Source organism: Streptosporangium becharense (assembly GCF_014204985.1).
In the GTDB taxonomy this organism is placed as follows: domain Bacteria; phylum Actinomycetota; class Actinomycetes; order Streptosporangiales; family Streptosporangiaceae; genus Streptosporangium; species Streptosporangium becharense.
On sequence record NZ_JACHMP010000001.1, the window covers coordinates 5500243 to 5518110 of the forward strand.

At 72.2% G+C, this 17868-nt stretch carries 16 protein-coding genes; 7 read left to right on the plus strand and 9 right to left on the minus strand.

Features of this window, described 5'->3' with window-relative positions; translation table 11 throughout:
- Positions 1-52: 52 nt before the first annotated feature.
- Positions 53-598 (minus strand): DedA family protein, encoded by a 546-nt coding sequence (locus F4562_RS24125; RefSeq protein ID WP_246473541.1) that lies wholly within the window; start codon positions 596-598, stop codon positions 53-55.
- A gap of 164 nt (positions 599-762) precedes the next feature.
- Between F4562_RS24125 and F4562_RS24130 the strand changes: the two genes are divergently transcribed.
- Entirely contained in the window at positions 763-1353 is a 591-nt protein-coding gene (locus F4562_RS24130; protein WP_184541016.1) for a hypothetical protein, read from the plus strand.
- Between the two features lie 27 nt (positions 1354-1380).
- Here the strand turns inward: F4562_RS24130 and F4562_RS24135 are convergent, their stop codons facing one another.
- Genes F4562_RS24135 through F4562_RS24145 form a run of 3 tightly spaced genes read right to left on the minus strand, consistent with a single transcriptional unit; the run spans position 1381 to position 6756 of the window.
- The gene (locus tag F4562_RS24135; protein ID WP_311733952.1) at positions 1381-4761 is read right to left on the minus strand and encodes an ATP-binding protein; all 3381 of its coding nucleotides are present in this window, start codon (positions 4759-4761) and stop codon (positions 1381-1383) included.
- A 41-nt stretch (positions 4762-4802) separates the two neighbouring features.
- Entirely contained in the window at positions 4803-5864 is a 1062-nt protein-coding gene (locus F4562_RS24140) for a lysylphosphatidylglycerol synthase transmembrane domain-containing protein (protein ID WP_184541015.1), read from the minus strand.
- A 34-nt stretch (positions 5865-5898) separates the two neighbouring features.
- On the minus strand, positions 5899-6756 hold the full coding sequence (locus F4562_RS24145; RefSeq protein WP_311733951.1) for a PIG-L deacetylase family protein: 858 nt from the start codon (positions 6754-6756) through the stop codon (positions 5899-5901).
- A gap of 35 nt (positions 6757-6791) precedes the next feature.
- Between F4562_RS24145 and F4562_RS24150 the strand changes: the two genes are divergently transcribed.
- Entirely contained in the window at positions 6792-7964 is a 1173-nt protein-coding gene (locus F4562_RS24150) for a glycosyltransferase family 4 protein (RefSeq protein WP_184541014.1), read from the plus strand.
- A gap of 414 nt (positions 7965-8378) precedes the next feature.
- On the opposite strand, the gene F4562_RS24155 is transcribed toward F4562_RS24150, so the two are convergent.
- A complete protein-coding gene (locus tag F4562_RS24155; protein ID WP_184541013.1) occupies positions 8379-8771 on the minus strand; it encodes a hypothetical protein in 393 nt (130 codons plus the stop codon).
- 132 nt (positions 8772-8903) lie between these two features.
- Between F4562_RS24155 and F4562_RS24160 the strand changes: the two genes are divergently transcribed.
- Complete coding sequence (locus tag F4562_RS24160) at positions 8904-10244, plus strand: APC family permease (RefSeq protein WP_184541012.1); 1341 nt, start codon at positions 8904-8906, stop codon at positions 10242-10244.
- A 239-nt stretch (positions 10245-10483) separates the two neighbouring features.
- On the opposite strand, the gene F4562_RS24165 is transcribed toward F4562_RS24160, so the two are convergent.
- Positions 10484-11683 (minus strand): hypothetical protein, encoded by a 1200-nt coding sequence (locus tag F4562_RS24165; RefSeq protein WP_184541011.1) that lies wholly within the window; start codon positions 11681-11683, stop codon positions 10484-10486.
- Between the two features lie 132 nt (positions 11684-11815).
- On the opposite strand from F4562_RS24165, the gene F4562_RS24170 reads away from it, so the two are divergent.
- Complete coding sequence (locus F4562_RS24170; RefSeq protein ID WP_260315940.1) at positions 11816-12166, plus strand: anti-sigma factor antagonist; 351 nt, start codon at positions 11816-11818, stop codon at positions 12164-12166.
- A gap of 228 nt (positions 12167-12394) precedes the next feature.
- Positions 12395-12760: an STAS domain-containing protein gene (locus F4562_RS24175; protein ID WP_184541009.1), complete on the plus strand. Its 366-nt coding sequence runs from the start codon at positions 12395-12397 to the stop codon at positions 12758-12760.
- Between the two features lie 105 nt (positions 12761-12865).
- On the opposite strand, the gene F4562_RS24180 is transcribed toward F4562_RS24175, so the two are convergent.
- The 3 genes from F4562_RS24180 to F4562_RS24190 form a co-directional block, all read right to left on the minus strand.
- A complete protein-coding gene (locus tag F4562_RS24180; RefSeq protein WP_246473542.1) occupies positions 12866-13753 on the minus strand; it encodes a nucleoside hydrolase in 888 nt (295 codons plus the stop codon).
- Positions 13754-13974: 221 nt separating this feature from the next.
- Positions 13975-14709 (minus strand): glycosyltransferase family 2 protein, encoded by a 735-nt coding sequence (locus tag F4562_RS24185; protein ID WP_184541008.1) that lies wholly within the window; start codon positions 14707-14709, stop codon positions 13975-13977.
- Between the two features lie 278 nt (positions 14710-14987).
- Positions 14988-15272: a hypothetical protein gene (locus tag F4562_RS24190; RefSeq protein ID WP_184541007.1), complete on the minus strand. Its 285-nt coding sequence runs from the start codon at positions 15270-15272 to the stop codon at positions 14988-14990.
- Between the two features lie 231 nt (positions 15273-15503).
- Here F4562_RS24190 and F4562_RS24195 point away from each other — a divergent pair, with 231 nt between their 5' ends.
- Both F4562_RS24195 and F4562_RS24200 read left to right on the plus strand, forming a co-directional pair.
- Complete coding sequence (locus tag F4562_RS24195; RefSeq protein WP_184541006.1) at positions 15504-16949, plus strand: helix-turn-helix domain-containing protein; 1446 nt, start codon at positions 15504-15506, stop codon at positions 16947-16949.
- Positions 16949-17854, plus strand: coding sequence for a phosphotransferase enzyme family protein (locus F4562_RS24200; protein ID WP_246473544.1), 906 nt, complete (start codon positions 16949-16951; stop codon positions 17852-17854). Before F4562_RS24195 ends, F4562_RS24200 begins: the two co-directional genes overlap by 1 nt.
- The last annotated feature ends 14 nt before the right edge of the window (positions 17855-17868 follow it).

Here is a 17868-nt window from a genome sequence, read left to right on the forward strand (position 1 = left end):
GGCACCCCCATCCGGACCGGTGCCCGGGGCGGACGGTCGCCCCGGGAGGCGCTCAGGGCGTCGTGAGCTTTTCGGAATCCCGGCGGGCGGCGGCCCTGCGGCGGCGCCGGCGCACGAAGCCGGCGACCACGGCCAGCACCACCAGGGCCGCCAGGACCGCCAGCAGCGGCGACTGCGCGGCCAGTTCCAGCCAGCCCCAGATCACCGCGTAGAGGCCCAGATACGTCACCGGAACCCAGGTCAGGCAGCCGAGCGCGCTGGCCACGACGTACCAGGGATAGGAGATCCGCAGCACACCGGCCACCCAGGGCAGCGTGTGGCGCACACCCGGCACCCAGAAGCAGGCGTAGACGGCGAGCGCCCCCCACTTCCGGACGGCGGCCTCGACCTTGAGGATCTTGTCTTCGGGGATCTTCCGCCCCAGGCGGGAGGCGTAGATCTTCGGGCCGAGCCGGTGGCCGATCCAGTAGTAGGCCTGGAAGGCGGCGAACAGGCCGATGCCGCCGAGGATCATCGGCCAGAGCCACGCGGATATCCCCAGAAAGGACGTGGATCCGGGGTCGGGGGCCGCCGACGCAACAGGTCGCATTCCGAACATCACCGCCACGGTCGTTCCGCCTGTCCTGTCCCGATATTAGGGCCGCCTTACCTCACCCTGGACGGCGGGAGCCCGAAGCGGGCTTCCATCGGCTGCAAGCGGACGTCAACCAGAGATCAAGAACTGCGGCGTACACCTGTATGCGACGAAGGAAGGTGTCTGACATGAATCCGCGTAACAGGGTGACGCCGATGGTGGCGAGTGGGACCACGAGCGTCGTCAAGCTGCTCGTCGCCACGCTCGCCTTCACCGGAGCCTACCTGGGAGTGGAGAGCACCTACGGCGCCTCCGAGCGGAGCGAGCGAGCCCCGGCGGCCCAGATCTCGGCAGCCCGGGCCCCGGTGCACACGGTGGCCCTGTCGTCGGAGTCGACGCCCGCCGAGCAGGTCGCCGTCGAGCAGGCCGCCGAGCAGGTGGTGGCGGGCCGGGCCGCGCAGGTCCCGGCGAAGGGCGTGGTGACCGTCAGCGAGCTCACCGTCTCCGGCTCGTGCGACCGGCCGTACCGGATCCAGAGCGTGGTCGGCGACGCCGACCCCAAGGCCGCGGTCTCCTACGACTGGCGCCTGGAGCGCTGGAGCCCGGCCAGCCGCGCCTGGCGGACCTACCTGACCGCGAGCTCCGGCTTCACCGGTGGCAGTCAGACCGTCGAGTGGCAGCCGCGGATCGTCGACAACCCCGGCTGGTACCGGGCGGTGCTGACGGTCTCCGGCGAGCGCGACCCGCTGCGCAGCGAGAAGTTCCGCGTCACCTGCTGACCCCGCCGCCGCCCGGCCGGGCGGCGGTCAGTCGCCGAGGGAACGCCGCGCCGCCTCCACCCACCGGGGGACGCCGACCCGCTCCGCGACCGCCAGGGCGTTCTCGTAGTGCGGTTTGACCGCGTCGGCGAACCCCAGCCGCAGCGCCAGGTCGCCCAGGGTCAGCGAGATCGGCCACAACGCCACCACACCCGTGCCCGCCCCCGCGATCCGGTCCGCGAACGGCTTCAGCGTGTCGTACGCCTCGGTCATCCGTTCCCGGTCGTCCAGGAGCATCCCGGCCAGGGCCCGCCAGACCATCGCCAGCTCGTACAGGAAGTCGGGACGCACCGGGGTCTTCACCGCGATGACCGCCTTCGCGTCGCGCGGGTGACCCGCCGAGGCCAGGGCCACCGCGTAGGCGTCGGTCGTCCACTTGGCGCCGCGCTGGTGGGCTTCGGCCAGCGGCTCCACCATCTCGGCGGACCGGCCGTTGACCAGGTGCAGGCAGAACGCGGTGATCAGCGGCAGGTCCTGGCGGCCCTCCAGCATGCCCGCCTTGGCGGTCACCCGGGCGGCGTCGCGGTAGGCGCGCTCCGCCCCCGCGAAGTCTCCGGCGATCATCAGCCGTTGCCCGGCGTACCAGGCGACCACCGCGGCCGGCGCCGACAGGCCGTACTGCTTGGCCAGCTTCTCGGCGGCGGCCACGTGCGCGTCGGCGTCGGCGAACGCACCGGAGGCGGCGGCGCACTCCATCAGCACCAGGTGCGCCAGCGCCTGCACCGCGACCTGCCCGGTCGTCCTGCCGACCTCCAGCAGCTCCCGGCCGATGACCTCGCGCTCACCGACCGGCGTGATGCCGTACGACTGGCGCAGCCGACCGCTCAGCGCGGTCGCCAGCAGCGCGGGGTCACCGCTCCGCCGGGCCAGCTCCTCCGCCTCCAGCGAAGCCTGCTCGCCCCGCGGGGTGGCCGATCCCTCCAGTTCCAGCGCAAGCGTGGCCAGCAGGCTCGCCCGCAGTGACTGCTCGCTCGGAGGCAGCTCGACCAGCGCCTGCTCGGCGACGTCGACGATCTCCCAGGCGGTGCGGGTGAAGTCACGGGCCATGCCCTTGTGCGGCACGGCCAGTGAAGCCGCCACCCGGGCGGTGAGCTCCAGGTTGCCCAGCGGCAGCGCCGCGTCCATCGCCTCCCGCCGCCGCCTGCGGGCCGCCGCCATGTCACCGCAGAGCGCCAGCGACTTGATCAGCCGCAGCGTCAGCAGCAGCCGTTCCCTCGTCCGCTCCGGCGTGTGCGTGACGCCGGAACGGTCGAAGGCGGCGATCGCCTGCTCCCACAGCGTGGCGGCCTCACGGTGGGCGAAGCGCCGTTCGGCCTGCTCGGCGGCGAGCCCGGCGTAGTGCACCGCCTTGGCCGCGGTGTCGGCGGTGCCCGCCGCGTCGTAGTGGTGGGCCAGCGCGGCCACGTCACCGGGGTTCCGGTGCTCGATCACCGACGCCACCGCGGCGTGCAGGCGTGAGCGGCGCAGGCGCGAGGCGTCGGAGTACAGCGTGTCGCGGACCAGGTCATGGTCGAAGCGGAGCATGCCGGGGCCGGGCTCGGTGACCAGGCCGGCCAGCAGCGCGGCCTCCACCGCGTCGACGACGGCGTCCTCGTCGCCGGACACGTCGACCAGCACGTCGACGTCGACGTCGCGGCCGATCACCGCGGCCTGCAGCAGGATCTGCTGGGCCGGTCCGGGCAGCCGGGCGATCCGCCGGCGCAGTACGTCGCGGACCCCGGACGGCACACCGGAGATCACCTCGGCGGCCGTGGCGCGGTCGCTGACCGCCTCGGCGTCGAGCAGGCGCACGGTCTCGCGGATGAAGAAGGGGTTGCCGCCGGTCCGCTCCACGATGGTGTTGACCGCGTCCTCGTCGACCTCGCGCACGCAGGTCGCCCGGACCAGCTCGGCCACCGCCTTGGTGTCGAGGCCGGTGAGGCCCACCCGGACGGGACCGAGCCTGGCCAGCGCGGCCAGCACGTCGGCCTGCTGGTCGCTCAGCTCGCTGTCACGGCAGGTCACCACCAGCAGCACCCGGCTGGTGGCCAGCAGGCTGGGCAGCGCGCGCAGCAGCGCCAGGGTCTGGTCGTCGGCCCAGTGCAGGTCCTCCAGGGTCAGCAGGATCGGCGTCTCCTTGGCGACGGCCGCCAGATAGCCGCCCACCGCCCGGTGCAGCCGGAACCCGCCGGAGACCTCGTCGTCAGGCTCGGGGGCCGTGTCGTCGAGGAGCGGGGCGAGCAACTGGGCGTACTCGCCGGGCCCGACGGCGCTGACCAGGGTGCGGAGGATCTCCACCCACGCCCAGCCGGGCGGTGTGGCGCTGCTGTCGGGGCAGGCGCCGCAGGAGACGCTCCAGCCCTCCTCGGACAGCTGCCGGATGAGCCGGCGGAGCAGGGTGGTCTTGCCCGCGCCCGCGTCGCCGCTGACGACCGCGACGGTGAACCGGCCGGCCCTGGACGCGGCCGAGGTCAGCCTGGCCAGCTCGGTGTCGCGGCCGACGAACGGCTCCGGCTCCAGCGGGGGCAGCTCCACCGGGGCCACCGTGGGCCGGGGCGGCCAGGAGTCGGCGGCCACCGGTGGCCGGAGCCGCGCGGGCGGCGGGGCGGCCAGTTCCAACCCCGGGTCCTGCGCCAGGATGTCGGATTCCAGCTTGCGCAGCGCCGGGCCCGGGTCGATGCCCAGCTCGTCGGAGAGGATCGTGCGGGCCTTGCGCATCGCGGCCAGCGCGTCGCCCTGCCGCCCGCACCGGTACAGCCCCAGGGCGAGCAGCCGCCAGCCCTCCTCGCGGAGCGGGTGCTCGGTGGTCAGCGCCTCCAGGTCGGGCACGGCCTCGGCGGGCAGGCCCATGCGCAGGGCACTGTCGGCGTGCCGCTCGCGGGCCACCAGGCGCAGCTCGGCCAGCCGGTTGACCTCGGCCTCCGCCCACGGCTGGTCGGCGAAGTCGGCGTACGGGGTGCCGCGCCACAGCCCGAGCGCCTTCTCCAGGCTGACCCGCGCGGACGCGGGGTCGTCACCCTCCAGCTGCTCACCGGCGCTGCGCACCAGCGACTCGAAGCGGAGCGCGTCGACCTGCTCGGGGGCGGCGCGCAGCGCGTAGCCGGAGGCCACCGTCACCAGCAGCCGGTTGGGGCCCCCACGGGGGCGGCCGGGCTCCAGCACCCGGCGCAGCCGGGAGATGTAGACCTGCAGGCCGGACTGGGCACCCTTGGCCGCGTCGTCGTCCCACAGGTCGTACAGCAGCGAGTCGACGGGCACGACCTGACCGCGTGCCACGAGCAGGCGGGCCAGGACGGCACGCTGCCGCAGCCCGCCTAGGTCGAGCTCGTCCTCACCGGAATGCGCCTCGACCGGACCGAGAACCCGGAACGCCACCATGTCAGCCGCCACGCTATGCGGGCCTTCGAACGACACACAAGATATTTCCCAATCTAGCGGCTGATCGGCTCCTTTTCCGGGGCCGGGGTGGCGGTCTCACGCCGGCGCAGGAATGCCCACGCGCCGAGCGCCAGCCCACCGAAGGGGATTTCGACAGTGTAGGTCCAGAACCCGAACAGCAACGCCGCGGCGGTGGCCGAATCGAGCGGTGCGCCGAAGAAGACCAGAGCGCCGATCGTCCCCGCCTCCATTATCCCCGTTCCGCTGGGAGTCACCAATGCCGTGGTCAGCACCCGGGAGAGCGCGAAGGCGGCGATCGACTGGGCGAGGCCGGGGTAGGCGCCGGTGGCGTGCAGGCAGACGACCAGGATCAGCCACTGGAAGCCCAGGAAGAAGGTCATGCCCAGGGTCAGGCCGGGCCAGCGGCTGCGCACGATCTCGGAGGTGTCGGCGCGCAGCTTGTGCAGCGCCTCGGAGGCGGCGTTCCCGGCGGGACGGACGCCGCGGGGAAGCAGCCGGGCGAGAGCGTCCAGGAACCGGCCGAGCAGGTCGGCGGCGCGGTCCCAGTAGAGCGCGGCGGTCACCACCGCGACCAGCGCCAGGATGGACAGCACGCCCACCCGGCCCGCGTTGGTCACCGCGGGGCTGAGTGTCTGCCCGCTGGCGAGCAGGGCCGCGATGCCCGCCGCGGGCAGCAGGAAACGGAACAAGGTGTTCCAGATGCCGCTGGTCAGCGTGGAGACGACCACGGCGCGGGCCGGGAAGCCCCACCCCCGGGTCATGGCGAACGTCACCGCCACCCCGGCCGCGCCTCCGAAGGGGAGCAGGTTGCTCACCGCGCTGCCGCCGGCGTTCAGCGTCAACGCCTGCAGGTGGGTCAAGCCGGGCAGCGACGCGGTCAGCACGAACGTGTAGGACAGCAGGCTGAGCAGCCAGACGGCGGCCATCAGCGCGACCGCCTGGGGGCTCAGCGCGGCGAACTGGGCACCGATCTGCGGCCAGGAGACCTGCTTGCCGGTCAGGGCCTCCACGATCTGGGGCATGAAGACCACGAGCGTGACGGCCAGCGCCAGCGACGCGACTGACAGCACGATCTGAATGAGCTTGTTCTTCATGGCACCCCCTTGACCTAGTTTGCCGGTTCCGGAGTCATCCCTTGGGAGGAGTTTCGAAGGGGTGTCTCAGCCGGGACCCCAGGGGGGCGTCGCGGCGGACGTACCACTCGGTGCCGAAGACGAGGCGGTAGAGCGGCCACGGGATCTTGAGGAACGCCCCGAGCGTGCGGGTGTCGGCGCCGGTCGCCTGGGAGGCGTGGGCCGCCATGCTCGCCCGTTTCTGGCGGGTGAAGCGCCGTACGGGGACCCGGTGGGTGATCGTCTCACCGGGGGAGTAGGCCCGCTCGAAGGCCCGGATGTCGAGCTTGGGGTAGAACCTGCGCACGAGTCTCAGCGCCCGCAGCAGCGGGTCGCGGTTGACCGTGGCCTCCAGCACTATCGGGGTCCGCGCGATCTCCGCCGCCCGGCCGCCGACCCGGTGGACCTGGACGTGGTCGGGATGCCCGTAGCCTCCCGCCGGGTCGTAGATCGTCAGCAGGTCGGCTCCCTCCTCGGTGAGGACGGCCGCGAGCCGCCGGGCGGCCTCCTCGGTGTCGGCGTCGATGAAGGCGTCGCCGGGCCGCTCCTCAGCGATCCCGCCGTCGGGCGCCAGCCCGGAGTCGCCGTAGCCGAGGTTCACCACCCGGGCACAGCCGAGGACCGCCGCCGACTTGTACAGCTCGGCCAGGCGGGTGGCTCCCAGCTCCTCGCCGGGCTCGATGTCGGCCTGCCCCCGTTCGCCCGAGGTCGCCACGACGAGCACCACCCGGTGCCCCTCGGCGGCGAGCATCGCCATGGTGCCCGCGGTCAGCAGGGCCTCGTCGTCGGGGTGGGCGTGGAAGAACACTGCTGTCTTGACGGTGTCGATCAGGCTCACTCCGTTCGCGTGCTTCGGATGCGCCGCAGAGGGCACGCAGGCATGATCTCATGCGGGGCTACGCTGGCACGGTGAGGATCCTCCACGTCAGTGACTGTTACCTGCCCCGCCTGGGCGGGATCGAGGTTCAGGTCGCCGACCTGATCCGGACGCAGCGCCAGGCGGGTCACCAGGTCGAGGTGGCCACCGCGACCCCCGGGGAACCCCTGCCGGGTGTGCACAGGATCGTCGCGAAGCTCCCGTTCGACCTGCCCGTCCACCCGTTCGGGGTGCGCCACATGCTCCGGCTGATGACGGCCCGCCGTCCCGACGTGGTGCACGTGCACACCGGGGCGGTCTCGCCGTTCGCCTGGATGGGCGTGCGGGCGGCCGTGCGGGCAGGGCTGCCCGTGGTGGTGACCGTGCACAGCATGTGGGACCCGGTCACCCGCGCGATCTACCGGGGGCTCCGGGCGGCGTACGGGTGGCAGCGCTGGGGACTGGTGGGCACGGCGGTGAGCGAGGCCGCCGCCCGGCCGATCCGCGCGGTCGCCGGCCCCGGCGTGCCGGTGCACGTGGTCTCCAACGGGCTCGACGTCTCCGCCTGGCGCCCGGCCGCCGACCCCGCATGGCACGGTGCGGACGCTGAGGGGAACGGCGCCGACTCCGGAGGACGCCGGTCGGGTGAGGAGCCGGTGCACGTGGTCGCGGTGGGGCGGCTGGCGCCGCGCAAGCAACCGGTGCGGCTGCTCAGGCTGCTGAAGGAGGCCCGCGCCAGGGTGCCGGGGGACAGGCCCATGCGGGCCACCGTCGTCGGGGACGGCCCGGCCCGCGCGCAGATGGAGCGCTACCTGCGGGCCAACGGCATGACCGGCTGGGTGTCGCTCCCCGGCCGCTACGACCGCGACCGGATCCGGGAGCTGCTCGTCTCCGCGGACGTCTTCGTCGCACCCGCGCCCCGCGAGTCCTTCGGCCTGGCGGCGCTGGAGGCCAGGTCGGCCGGGGTCCCGGTGGTGGCCCGCGCGCAGAGCGGCGTGGCCGACTTCGTCCGGCAGGGGAAGGAGGGATTGCTCGGCCGGAGCTTCGACGACCTGGTGGCGTCGGTGGCCCGGCTGGTCCGCGACCGCGAGCTGCGCGAGTCGATCGCCGCCCACAACCGTGAGACCGAGCCGGTCCGCAGCTCCTGGCCGGCGGTGCTGGAGGGGTTCGAGCGCTGCTACGAGGAGGCCCGCGCCATCCGGACCCGCCGCACCCCCGGGACCTGACGCGCTCCCGGGACCTGACGCGCTCCCGGGACCTGACGCGCTCCCGGGACCTGACGCGTTCCCGGGACCTGACGCGTTCCCGGGACCTGACGCGTTCCCGGGACCTGACGCGTTCCCGGGACCTGACGCGTTCCCGGGACCTGACGCGCTCCGGCGGCCGGATCCGGCCGGATCCGGCGGGCTCCGAGGCGACGGCGTGGCGGCGCTCCGGGGCGGCGGGAACGCGCAGGAGCCCCTGCCGTGCGGCGGCAGGGGCTCCTGCGTGAGACGTCCGCTACGGTCGCCGCCCCGCACTGCCCCCCGCAGGCGGAGCGACGGCCGTATACCGGGTGCCCTCCGCGGGTGCCTTCCGTCGCCGGGAGGCACCCGCTCCGGCGGACCCCGAGGGGTCCGCCGGGTCAGGCGGGCACGGGATCAGGAACAGGCCGCCGCGAGCTTGGTGCCGGCCTCCTGGATCTTGGCGCTGAACGAGCTGGCCGCTGTCGCCGTGGCGGCCGGGTCGTTCGCGTCGATCTTGAGGGACCCGAAGCTGTCGGCGAACTCGGTGAGCGCGGTGGCCAGCTCGCCGTCGGCCTTGGCCGCCAGGTCCTTCAGGTCGCTGGAGAGCTTCTGGTTGGCCTCGTTGAGCTTGTTCGCGTCGGCGGCGGCGGCCGTCGCCGAGGCGGTGTAGTCCGAGAAGGCCTTCGACCACGCGGCTCCGTTGCAGATCTCGCTGTTGGCGGAGCCGCCGCAGGCGGCGGTGAGGGAGATGAGGGCGACTCCCGCGGTGACGAGACCGATGCGGCGGGAGAAAAGGGGGCTGAACATTTTTGCCTTTCATTGCTTCTTGTGACAAGAAGAACGGTAAGGGTGCCTCCTTGCGGATCACTTTCACTGTGCTTACGGCAAGGTCTGGGTAACAGTGCGTGATTCGTGCCTCGTGCCGGGTAAGGGCGCGGTATGGCTGAGATGACGGTCGGTCCGGGCTCTGAGCAGCACTCGCTCAAGCGGGTCATCGGGCGCCGGGTGCTGCTGCTGTTCGTCGTGGGCGACATCCTGGGAGCGGGGATCTACGCCCTGGTGGGGAAGGTCGCGGGAAACGTCGGCGGAGCGCTGTGGCTGCCCTTCCTCATCGCCTTCATACTGGCCGCGCTGACGGCGACCTCGTATGCCGAACTTGTCGGTAAATATCCCCGTGCGGCAGGTGCTGCGCTGTATGTGAATAAAGCGTTCAGCATCCCCTTCCTCACGTTCATTGTGGCCTTCGCGGTCATGATGAGCGGCGTCACCTCGGCGAGCGCCGCCGCGCGAGCCTTCGGCGGGCGTTATCTCGCGGAGTTCGTCACGCTGCCGGTCGTCGTCGGGGCGTTCCTCTTCCTCGGCCTGATCACGCTGGTGAACTTCGCCGGGATCTCCGAGTCCGTCAAGGTCAACGTGGTACTGACGATCATCGAGGCGTTCGGCCTGCTGGTCATCATGGCGATCGGGGTCTACGCGCTGCTGTCCGGCGATGGCGAGCCCTCACGGGCGCTGGAGTTCCACCCCGCCAACGGCGCCTTCCTCGGGGTCCTGGGCGGCACGGCCCTGGCCTTCTACGCCCTGCTCGGTTTCGAGGACTCGGTCAACCTCGCCGAGGAGGCCAAGGACCCGCAGCGCGACTTCCCCCGCGCGCTCTTCGGCGGGCTGGTCGTCACGGCCCTCATCTACATGGCGGTCGCCTTCACCGCGACCATGCTGGTCGACACCGAGACCCTGGTCGCCTCCTCCGGCCCGCTGCTGGAGGTCGTCAAGGTCGCCGGATTCGCTTTCCCGCCCAAGCTGTTCGCGCTCATCGCGCTGCTCGCGGTGGGCAACACCGCGCTGATCAACATGATCATGGCGTCACGCCTGGTCTACGGCATGGCACGAGAGGGCATCGTGCCGCGGCTCTTCGCGGCGGTTCACCCGACGCGGGCCACCCCGTGGGTGTCGATCGTCTTCACCGTGGGCATCGCGGCGATACTGGTGGCCACCGGAGAGGTGAGCACCCTGGCCGACACCACGGTGCTCCTGCTGTTGTGCGTGTTCACGATGGTCAACGTGGCCGTGCTGGTGCTCCGCAGGGAACGGGTGGAGCACTACCACTTCAGGGCTCCCACCTGGATGCCGGTGCTCGGCGCGGTGGTCTGCGCCGTGCTGGCGCTGCCGGTCACGGGACGCGGCGCCGACATCTACCTTCGCGCCGGTGGGCTGGTCGCGCTCGGCGTGGTCCTGTGGTTCGTGAACCGGCTGTTCCTGTCAGAAGGGAAGCGCACGTCCTGAGGGCGTGCGGAGGTCGAGAGGCGTGGGTCTGCGAGGTGGCCGGGGCTTCTGGAGGATGAGGACCTTTTTCATGTCGCACTCCCTCTTTGTCGGAGTTTGAGAGAGACTACGGCACGCCACTGACTTTTTCGCCGGTTTTTCCGGCCACCCCCGGCGCCGTTCCCAGAAGCCGCGCTCGAAGGCACCCCCGGAAGCCGAATCCGGGAGTCACGCCCGGGATCCGTTCCGGCGGGCCGGCCTCACCCGCCGCGACGGCGCAGCACGAAGGCGTCCTCGTCGTCGCCCCAGCCCACCGAGCCCACCGCCCACAGCGCACCGGTCCCCGGCACCCGGGCGATGCCCGTGCGGCCGACGTCGTCGCTCTCCTCGTACTGCTGCTCCCCGGCGCGGACCCGGAACAACGGGCCGTACTCACGCCTCCAGGTCGCGCCGTCGAAGTGGAGGAAGAGCGCCTGCCCGGAGTGGTCGGCGTCCACTCCGCTGATCCACAGGTCGCGGGGGCCGAACGCGGTGACGCCGTGCAGGGCCCCGCGGGCGACCGGCACCTCCACCACCGTCCAGTCACCGCCGTCCCAGCGCATGACCAGTGGACGGGCCGCGTCGCCACCCGGCTCGACGGTGATCCGCCCGACCGCCCACACGTTCGACGGGGAGATCTGCCAGACCCGGTCGAGCCTGCCACCGGGCACCGGGGGCGTCCGCGCGCTCTCCCACACGCCGCCGGTGCCGTGCCAGACCAGCGGCGTCCGGTTCTCGCTCGTGCCCACCGCCCACACGTGGCCCTCCTTGACGGTGATCGCCTCCAGGTCTCCCCCCGTGCTCAGCACGTTGTGGAACCTCCCGCCCCTCCACTCCAGGACGACCGCTCCGGACGGGCCGTTCGCGGCGAACCACGCGCTCCCCCCGCCCGTCGCGACGTCGGCCATCCGGTAGTCCTGCGCCACCCCGAAGGGGCTGTGCGCCGTCCACTCCCGTCCGTCCCAGCGCGCGGCGAACGCGCCGAGCCCGTTGCCGACCACCCAGACGTCGTTCGGTCCGGCCGCGCTGACCCCCTCCAGGTGGTGGACGTCGGCGGCGGGCGGCGTCACCTCGCGCCACCGGTTCCCGTCCCATCGGACGGCGGCCGGGGTGCCCTCCCGGTCCTCCGCGCTGTCCTGGTAGCCGACGGCCCAGACGTCCCGGGGACCGGTGGCGGCCACGTCCAGCAACGCCGTCCGTCCCGACAGTTTGGCGCCCGTCTCGGCCGTCCACGCCGCGGAGGCGGCGGTCGCCCCCGTCGCCGTCGGGTCCGGGACCGCCGGGGGGCCTGACGACGGCACCCCCTGCGACGTCCGGGCCGGGGACGGGACGGGCATCGGGCCGTTCGCGCCGTTCGCGCTGCACGCGGCGAGCAGGGAGATGCCGACGATCGCGATCGCCGTCGGACGCGGCTGCACCATGTCGCCATTGTCCGGTACGTAATCCGCGAGCGGTGTCGGCCGAGATTAAATCCATCCGCGGGGGGCACCTGGGACGTTGGCGAGAGGGGGGAGACCGATGCCGGATGTACGGGGGAGTCCGTTCGGGAGGAACTGGAATTCCAGCTCAGGGTCGACCGGCGGCGCCACGGCATGATCCTCCACGCGGGGGGATCCCTGGACTACCTGTCGTCCCAGCTGCTGAAGGAGGAGATCGACGTCGCGTTGCGGACGGAGGGCGGCCGGCGCCTCGTGATCGACCTCGGCGGGGTGTCGTTCTGCGACTCCACCGGGTACGGCGTGCTGATCTACGCGCTCACCCGCGTCCGCGCGGTCGCCGGGTCGCTCGTTCTGGCCGGCCTGCCGACGACGATGCGGGAGCGGCTGAACCTGCTCGGGCTGGGGGAGCTGTTCGACGTCCGGGACACCGCGGAGGAGGCGGTCACGCCGCCCGGCGGCGGATGACGGGGTACGGGGAGATCGCGGGTGAGCCCGCAGTGCAGCGGGCGGGCCGGCCGGTCCGGGCAGGGCGGATGACGGCGTGCGGGGAGAGCGCGGGTGAGCCGGTGAGGCGACGGTTCACGGGGGGACAAGTCTCCCTGTAACCGGCTGACAGGGGTCACACCTTGTCAGGTCGGGCAGCCCGATATGAGACAGTGGTGTTTCTTGTGGAGGTCAGGGCAGAGGTTGGGGATGTTCGCGGGAAACGAACCGGAGCCGGTTTTCGCCGCCACGTCGGGGTTACACGGCACGACACTCGTGGTGCGGGCGAGCGGGGAGCTCGATCACTGCCATACCTCGGTGCTTCGGGAGGAAATGACCAGGGCCTGGAAGTCCCTGCGGGCGCCGATCCTCATTCTCGACCTGTCGGCGCTCACCTTCTGCGACTCCTCCGGGATCGGTGAGCTGCTCCAGGCGCGCCACCAGGGCCTGAACGAGGGGGTCCGGCTCATCCTCACCGGTATCCAGGGCAACCTGGCCCGCAGGCTGACCCTCGCCGGGCTGATCCACGTGTTCGAGGTCTTCCCCTCCGTCTCCGAGGCGCTCGAGGCCGCCTGACGGCCGGAGCCGGCCCCCGGTCCACCCGGTTCGCTCGGTTCGCCCGGAGGGACCGCGGACGGCGGTGGTCCCGCGGTGGCCGGGCGGGTCCGGAGCGACCGGGACCTACACGCCCTCGCCGACGAAGATCTCGAAGAGCCGCTCGTGGTCGAGCGCGACCGTGATGAACGTCCGGCTGCCGGGGGCCGGACGCACGCCCCACGCGCCGCTCTCCTCCCGGACGACCTCGACCTCCGCCCATGAGGCGACGGTGCGGTCGACGGCCACGCACGCCGCGGTGGGATCGTGCAGCAGCTTCCCCGCGGGCCGCTTGCGCAGGTAACGCTCCATGCCCGAGAAGATCAGGCCGAGCCCTGCGGTGCGGTCCCGGTACGGTCGCAGCCGCTCGTGGAACTCCCGGTCGTAGCGGACGCCGTGGGTGACGTTCTTGGAGACGAGATCGCGTCGCCCGATCCGCTCGCCCGACGACAAGGCGCGCCGGGCCGCTCTGGGCTCGCCGTTGAAGTTGAACGTCGGGCACGCGTCGCGGCCCTCGAACTTCGGCAGCCGGTGCTCGGGCGGTACGACGTTGTCGCCGGCGAACCCGCCCTGGGCCACCCACCGGCTCAGTCGTGCCTCCGGTCGCTCGTCGAGCAGCCTGCCGAGGTTGCGCAGCGGCGCGCCGGTGAGGAGCGCGGCGTCGGGGTGACGCTCCAGGGTCCGGGCGATCAGGTCGGGGGGTGAGGCGTCCGGCTGGGACGGGGGAGGGGTGCCGAGCCAGCGGTGGTGGAAGGCCGACACGTGGTCCTTGCCGGTGCCGGGGTCCTCGGCGCCCACCGGGACGTCGTCCCGGTCCAGCAGTCGCAGCACGCGCCGGACCAGCCCCACCTGGGCCGGAGATCCGGGGGTGAGGGTCACTCCGCGCAGCCGTACGGCCGGATGGCAGGCGACCAGGCAGAGGGTCAGCACATCGTCGGGATCCTGGGTCTCCATGTCGAAGAGCAGATCCAGCATCGTACGGCGCGACCTTTCGTTGCGGGGGCGGCGCCGACGAGCGGCGGGCGCGGTTGTCCGTACCGCGCCTTGATCGTACGGAACGACGGGAACGCCGATCGAGTCGTTCGCCGCGGAGACCGGGACAAGCGGCCGGAGGAGGCGCCGGGGAGGGGGCGCCGGGGGTGTCGGGTGTGTCGAAGACGTCAGGTGGGTCAGGGACGTGCCGGGAGCGCCGGGGGTCAGGCCGCGGTGGCGTGCTCCTGCTGGAGCTTGACCCGGCGGACGGTCCGCCTGTCGCGCTCGCGCAGGATGGTGCGGAGGACCCGCAGGCCGTCGCGGACGGCGTTCAGGTTGCTGGTGCCGTGGATGCGGCTGCGCTCGTGGCTCGGGACCTCGCTGATGACCAGCCCGGCCTGGGCGGCGCGGATGTTCATCAGCGTCTCGATCTCGAAACCGTCGCAGTCGAGGTCGAGCGCGTCCAGGTGACGGGCCCAGAAGGCGTTGTAGCCGTAGCACAGGTCGGTGTAGCGGGTGCCGTACAGCCGGTTGGTCAGCTTGGTGAGCGCGGCGTTGCCGAGCGAGCGGATCGGGCTGATGTCGTCGGACCCGCCACCGGGCAGGCAGCGGGTGCCCTTGGCGAAGTCGGCGCCCTCGGCCAGCGCGGCCACGAAGGCGGGAATCTCCCGGCCGTCGGTGGACCCGTCGGCGTCGATCATGACGATGACGTCACCGGTGGCGGCGGCGAACCCCTCGATGAGGGCGTTGCCCTTGCCCCGGCGGGTCTGCGTGACGACGCGCACGTCCGGGCGGAGCGACCGGGCGACGGCCACCGTGTCGTCGGTGGAGTTCCCGTCGACCAGGATCACCTCGTCGATCCAGGACGGCAGGGTCGCGAAGACGTGCGGCAGGTTCCGGGCCTCGTTCATGGCGGGGACTATCACAGTGACGCTGAAGCTGAAAGGGGCGCTCTTCATGGTCACAAGGTCTCCCGAGGCGCCTGCAGGGCACTTGAAGGATTCTTGCAAATCCCTTTGCAAGGGAGACCTTGCGACTCCGGCTCCGGGCCTCGGGGCGGCGTGAGCCGCGGTCGGGGCGGGTCAGAAAGGGAGCGGCCGCCCCGAGGGGCTCCGCAGGTCGAGCGGCACCGGCTCACGGGGCGGACGCGGACGTTGCACGACCTGGATCCTTTTCATGTCCCGCTCCATTCTGGGCTTGATCACCGGGTGTTACCCATGTGGCGCCCAAGAATCACCTATCTGCGTATCACATGGAGAACACTGGCCACACGCTCAGCGGCCGTGGCGACGTCTTCGGCCTGTCCGATCCGGCCGGCCCAGGAGAGCCAGAACCACCACTCGCCGTCCTCCTCGTGGGCGGCCAGCACGTCCTCGGTTCTCGCCGGGACCATCGGGTTGATCACTTGCAGTCGTGGGTGGAGCCCCGTGGGCGACCTCAGACGCACCTGGAAGGCGTGTGCCTCCAACTGGGCGGCCAGCCGCCGCAGGTGGTCCACGGCTTCGCCGCGCTCTGCCATCATCCGGATCACTCCTGGAGGACGCTGGTGACGTGTTTGTCTTGCAGAGTGCGGGTTCGTGGGCAGGTCAGGCAATCATCCCCGGGGCATTCCCCTCTCCGTATCGGTGGAATACACCGGAAACCCGACGCTGTTCCGTGGGAAAACCACGAATAAAGGGAATGCAACGCACAGGTGAGCTCACTCTGCGGTGCGCTCTCGTTAATCTTCGGTAAACAGCGACCGGGAGGCGCCGTGGCCCGTGGTGAGCATTCGCCCGCGTGCGCGCGACGATGGCGGGAGCAGGCCGAAGCGAGGCAGTGGACGCACTGGCAGATCACGCAGGCCGTGCACGGCTGCTGCGGGGTGAGCCTGCTGAAGGCCCACCGCCTGGCCAGGGGATGGTCGGCCAGGCAGGCGGTCCAGGAGTTGGAGGAGCTCTGCGAGCGCCAGGACCTGGGTGAGGCGCGAGCCAGCATCGACCTGCTCAACGCCTGGGAGAACAACCGGGCCAGGCCCCGCCCGCAGACGATCGACCTGCTGGCGCGGCTCTACCGGGCCAACGCGGTTCGGCTCGGCCTGGCCGGCGACTACTGCGAGGACGGCGGCGGGGCCAGGGTCGTGGTCGTGTCCGGTGGCGAGAGCCGCACCCCGTACCGGCTGGAGGAGCACACCGCCGCCGCCGACGACGTGGAGCGGCGGGCGTTGTTCCACGAGGCGCTGCTCGGCTCCCGGCCCGTGATGAACGGGCGTCTGCTGGCCGAGGTCGAGCGGACCCGCCAGGATCTCGACCGTACGCTCGCCGCCACCACCGTCACCGAGGAGCAGCTCGACCGGCTCGACGAGCAGGTGCTGCGCTACCGCCGCGAGTACATCAGCAGCGCTCCCGTCCCGATGCTCTACCGGCTGATGCTGGAGCTGTCGGACGTCCGCGCGCTCTGCGCGGCCCGCCAGCCCGCGATGGCCCAGCGCCGCCTGCTCAACGCCACCGTGATGCTGGCGCTGCTGTCGGCCGATGCGCTGATGAAGCTCGGCGACACCCGCCAGGCCCACGCCTGGTACGGCACCGCCCGCACCGCCTCCGACGACATGGGCGACGTGCGGCTGCGGGCCCTCGTCCGGGCACAGCAGGCGATGCTGCCGTACTACTACGGCGACCTGGCCGAGACCGTGCGGCTGGCGCGCGAGGCCAGGATGCTCGCGGGCAACGCCCCCAGTTCGCCGGCGGCGCTCGGCGCGGCGGCCGAGGCGCGGGCCCTGGCGCGGATGGGCGAGCACAAGGCCGCCCGGGTGGCGCTGGCCGAGGCGGAGCGGATCTTCTCCCGGATGCCGCCGGAGGGCCACGACCACCTGGCCTTCCGCTTCTCGGAACGACGGCTGCAGTTCTACCGGATCGGCACGCTGATGGAGCTGGGGGAGCAGGTGGAATGGACTCCGGGGCCGTCGAGCCCGTACGCCATCGACCCGGTGCTCATCCTGCTCGACCAGGCGGCGCACATGGTCCGCGCCGGCAAGGTCGACGACGCCTGCCTTCTGGCGGAGAAGGCCCTGCTCCAGGTCCCGCCCGAGCACCGCACCTCCATCGTGCTGACCCGGGCGCGGGCGCTGCTGGCACAGGTGCCACCGGCCAGGCACCGGGCGGCGGCGGTGCGCCGCCTGACCGACCTGGTCACCGGCGCGCCGCCGGTGGTGACCGGCTGATGGGGGCGCTGGCCGAGGAGGCGTTCACGGTCCTGCGTGAGGTCTGCGAGGGCCTGGGGATCGACCACCGGGACGCCGAGTTGCTGCGGGTGCGCAGCAACGCCGTCTTCAAGCTGCGCAGTGAGATCGTGGTCAGGATCGCCACCGCCCCCAACGCGCTCACCCGGCTGCCGCTGGTGCTCGCGGTGGCCCGCTGGCTCGCCGAGCAGGGGTTCCCCGCGGTGCGTCCGGCCGACGAGATCTCCGACCAGCCGGTGGTGCACGAGGGCAGGGTCGTCACCTTCTGGCACTACGTCCCCTCCAGCGGGCGGCCCACCACCACCGAGCTGGGCAGGATCCTGCGCAGCCTGCACCTGCTGCCGGTGCCGCCGGTGGCGCTCAAGCGCTTCGCCGACCCGCTGGCGGAGGTGCGCCGCGCGGTGGAACGCTCCGAGGAGCTCACCCCGTGCCAGCGGGCCTGGCTGCGCGACCGCATCGAGGAGCTGACCGACCGCTGGTCGGGCCTGGTCGTGGACCGCTCTCCGGTGCTGCTGCACGGCGACGCCTGGATCGACAACCTGCTGCGCTGCGCCGACGGCCACGTGGTGCTCTGCGACTGGGACGGCGTCGCGGTCGGTCCCCGCGAGTGGGACCTGGTCCACACCTACCACGGCCAGCGACGCTTCGGCCTGACCGCCGCCGACGTCGACGCCTTCGCCGACGCGTACGGCAGCGACCTGCGCTCCTGGGCCGGCTACTCCACCCTGATGGAGATCCGCGACGTCTACGCGGTGGGCATCCACATCCGCAACGCGGGCGCCGACCCCTTCTCCCGCCGGGAGCTGCCGCGCAGGCTCGACTCCCTGACCCGGGGTGAGGAATCGGCCCGCTGGTACATGGCCGAACCCGTTAGTGTCTCCCGTTAAAAGATCTTCCAACG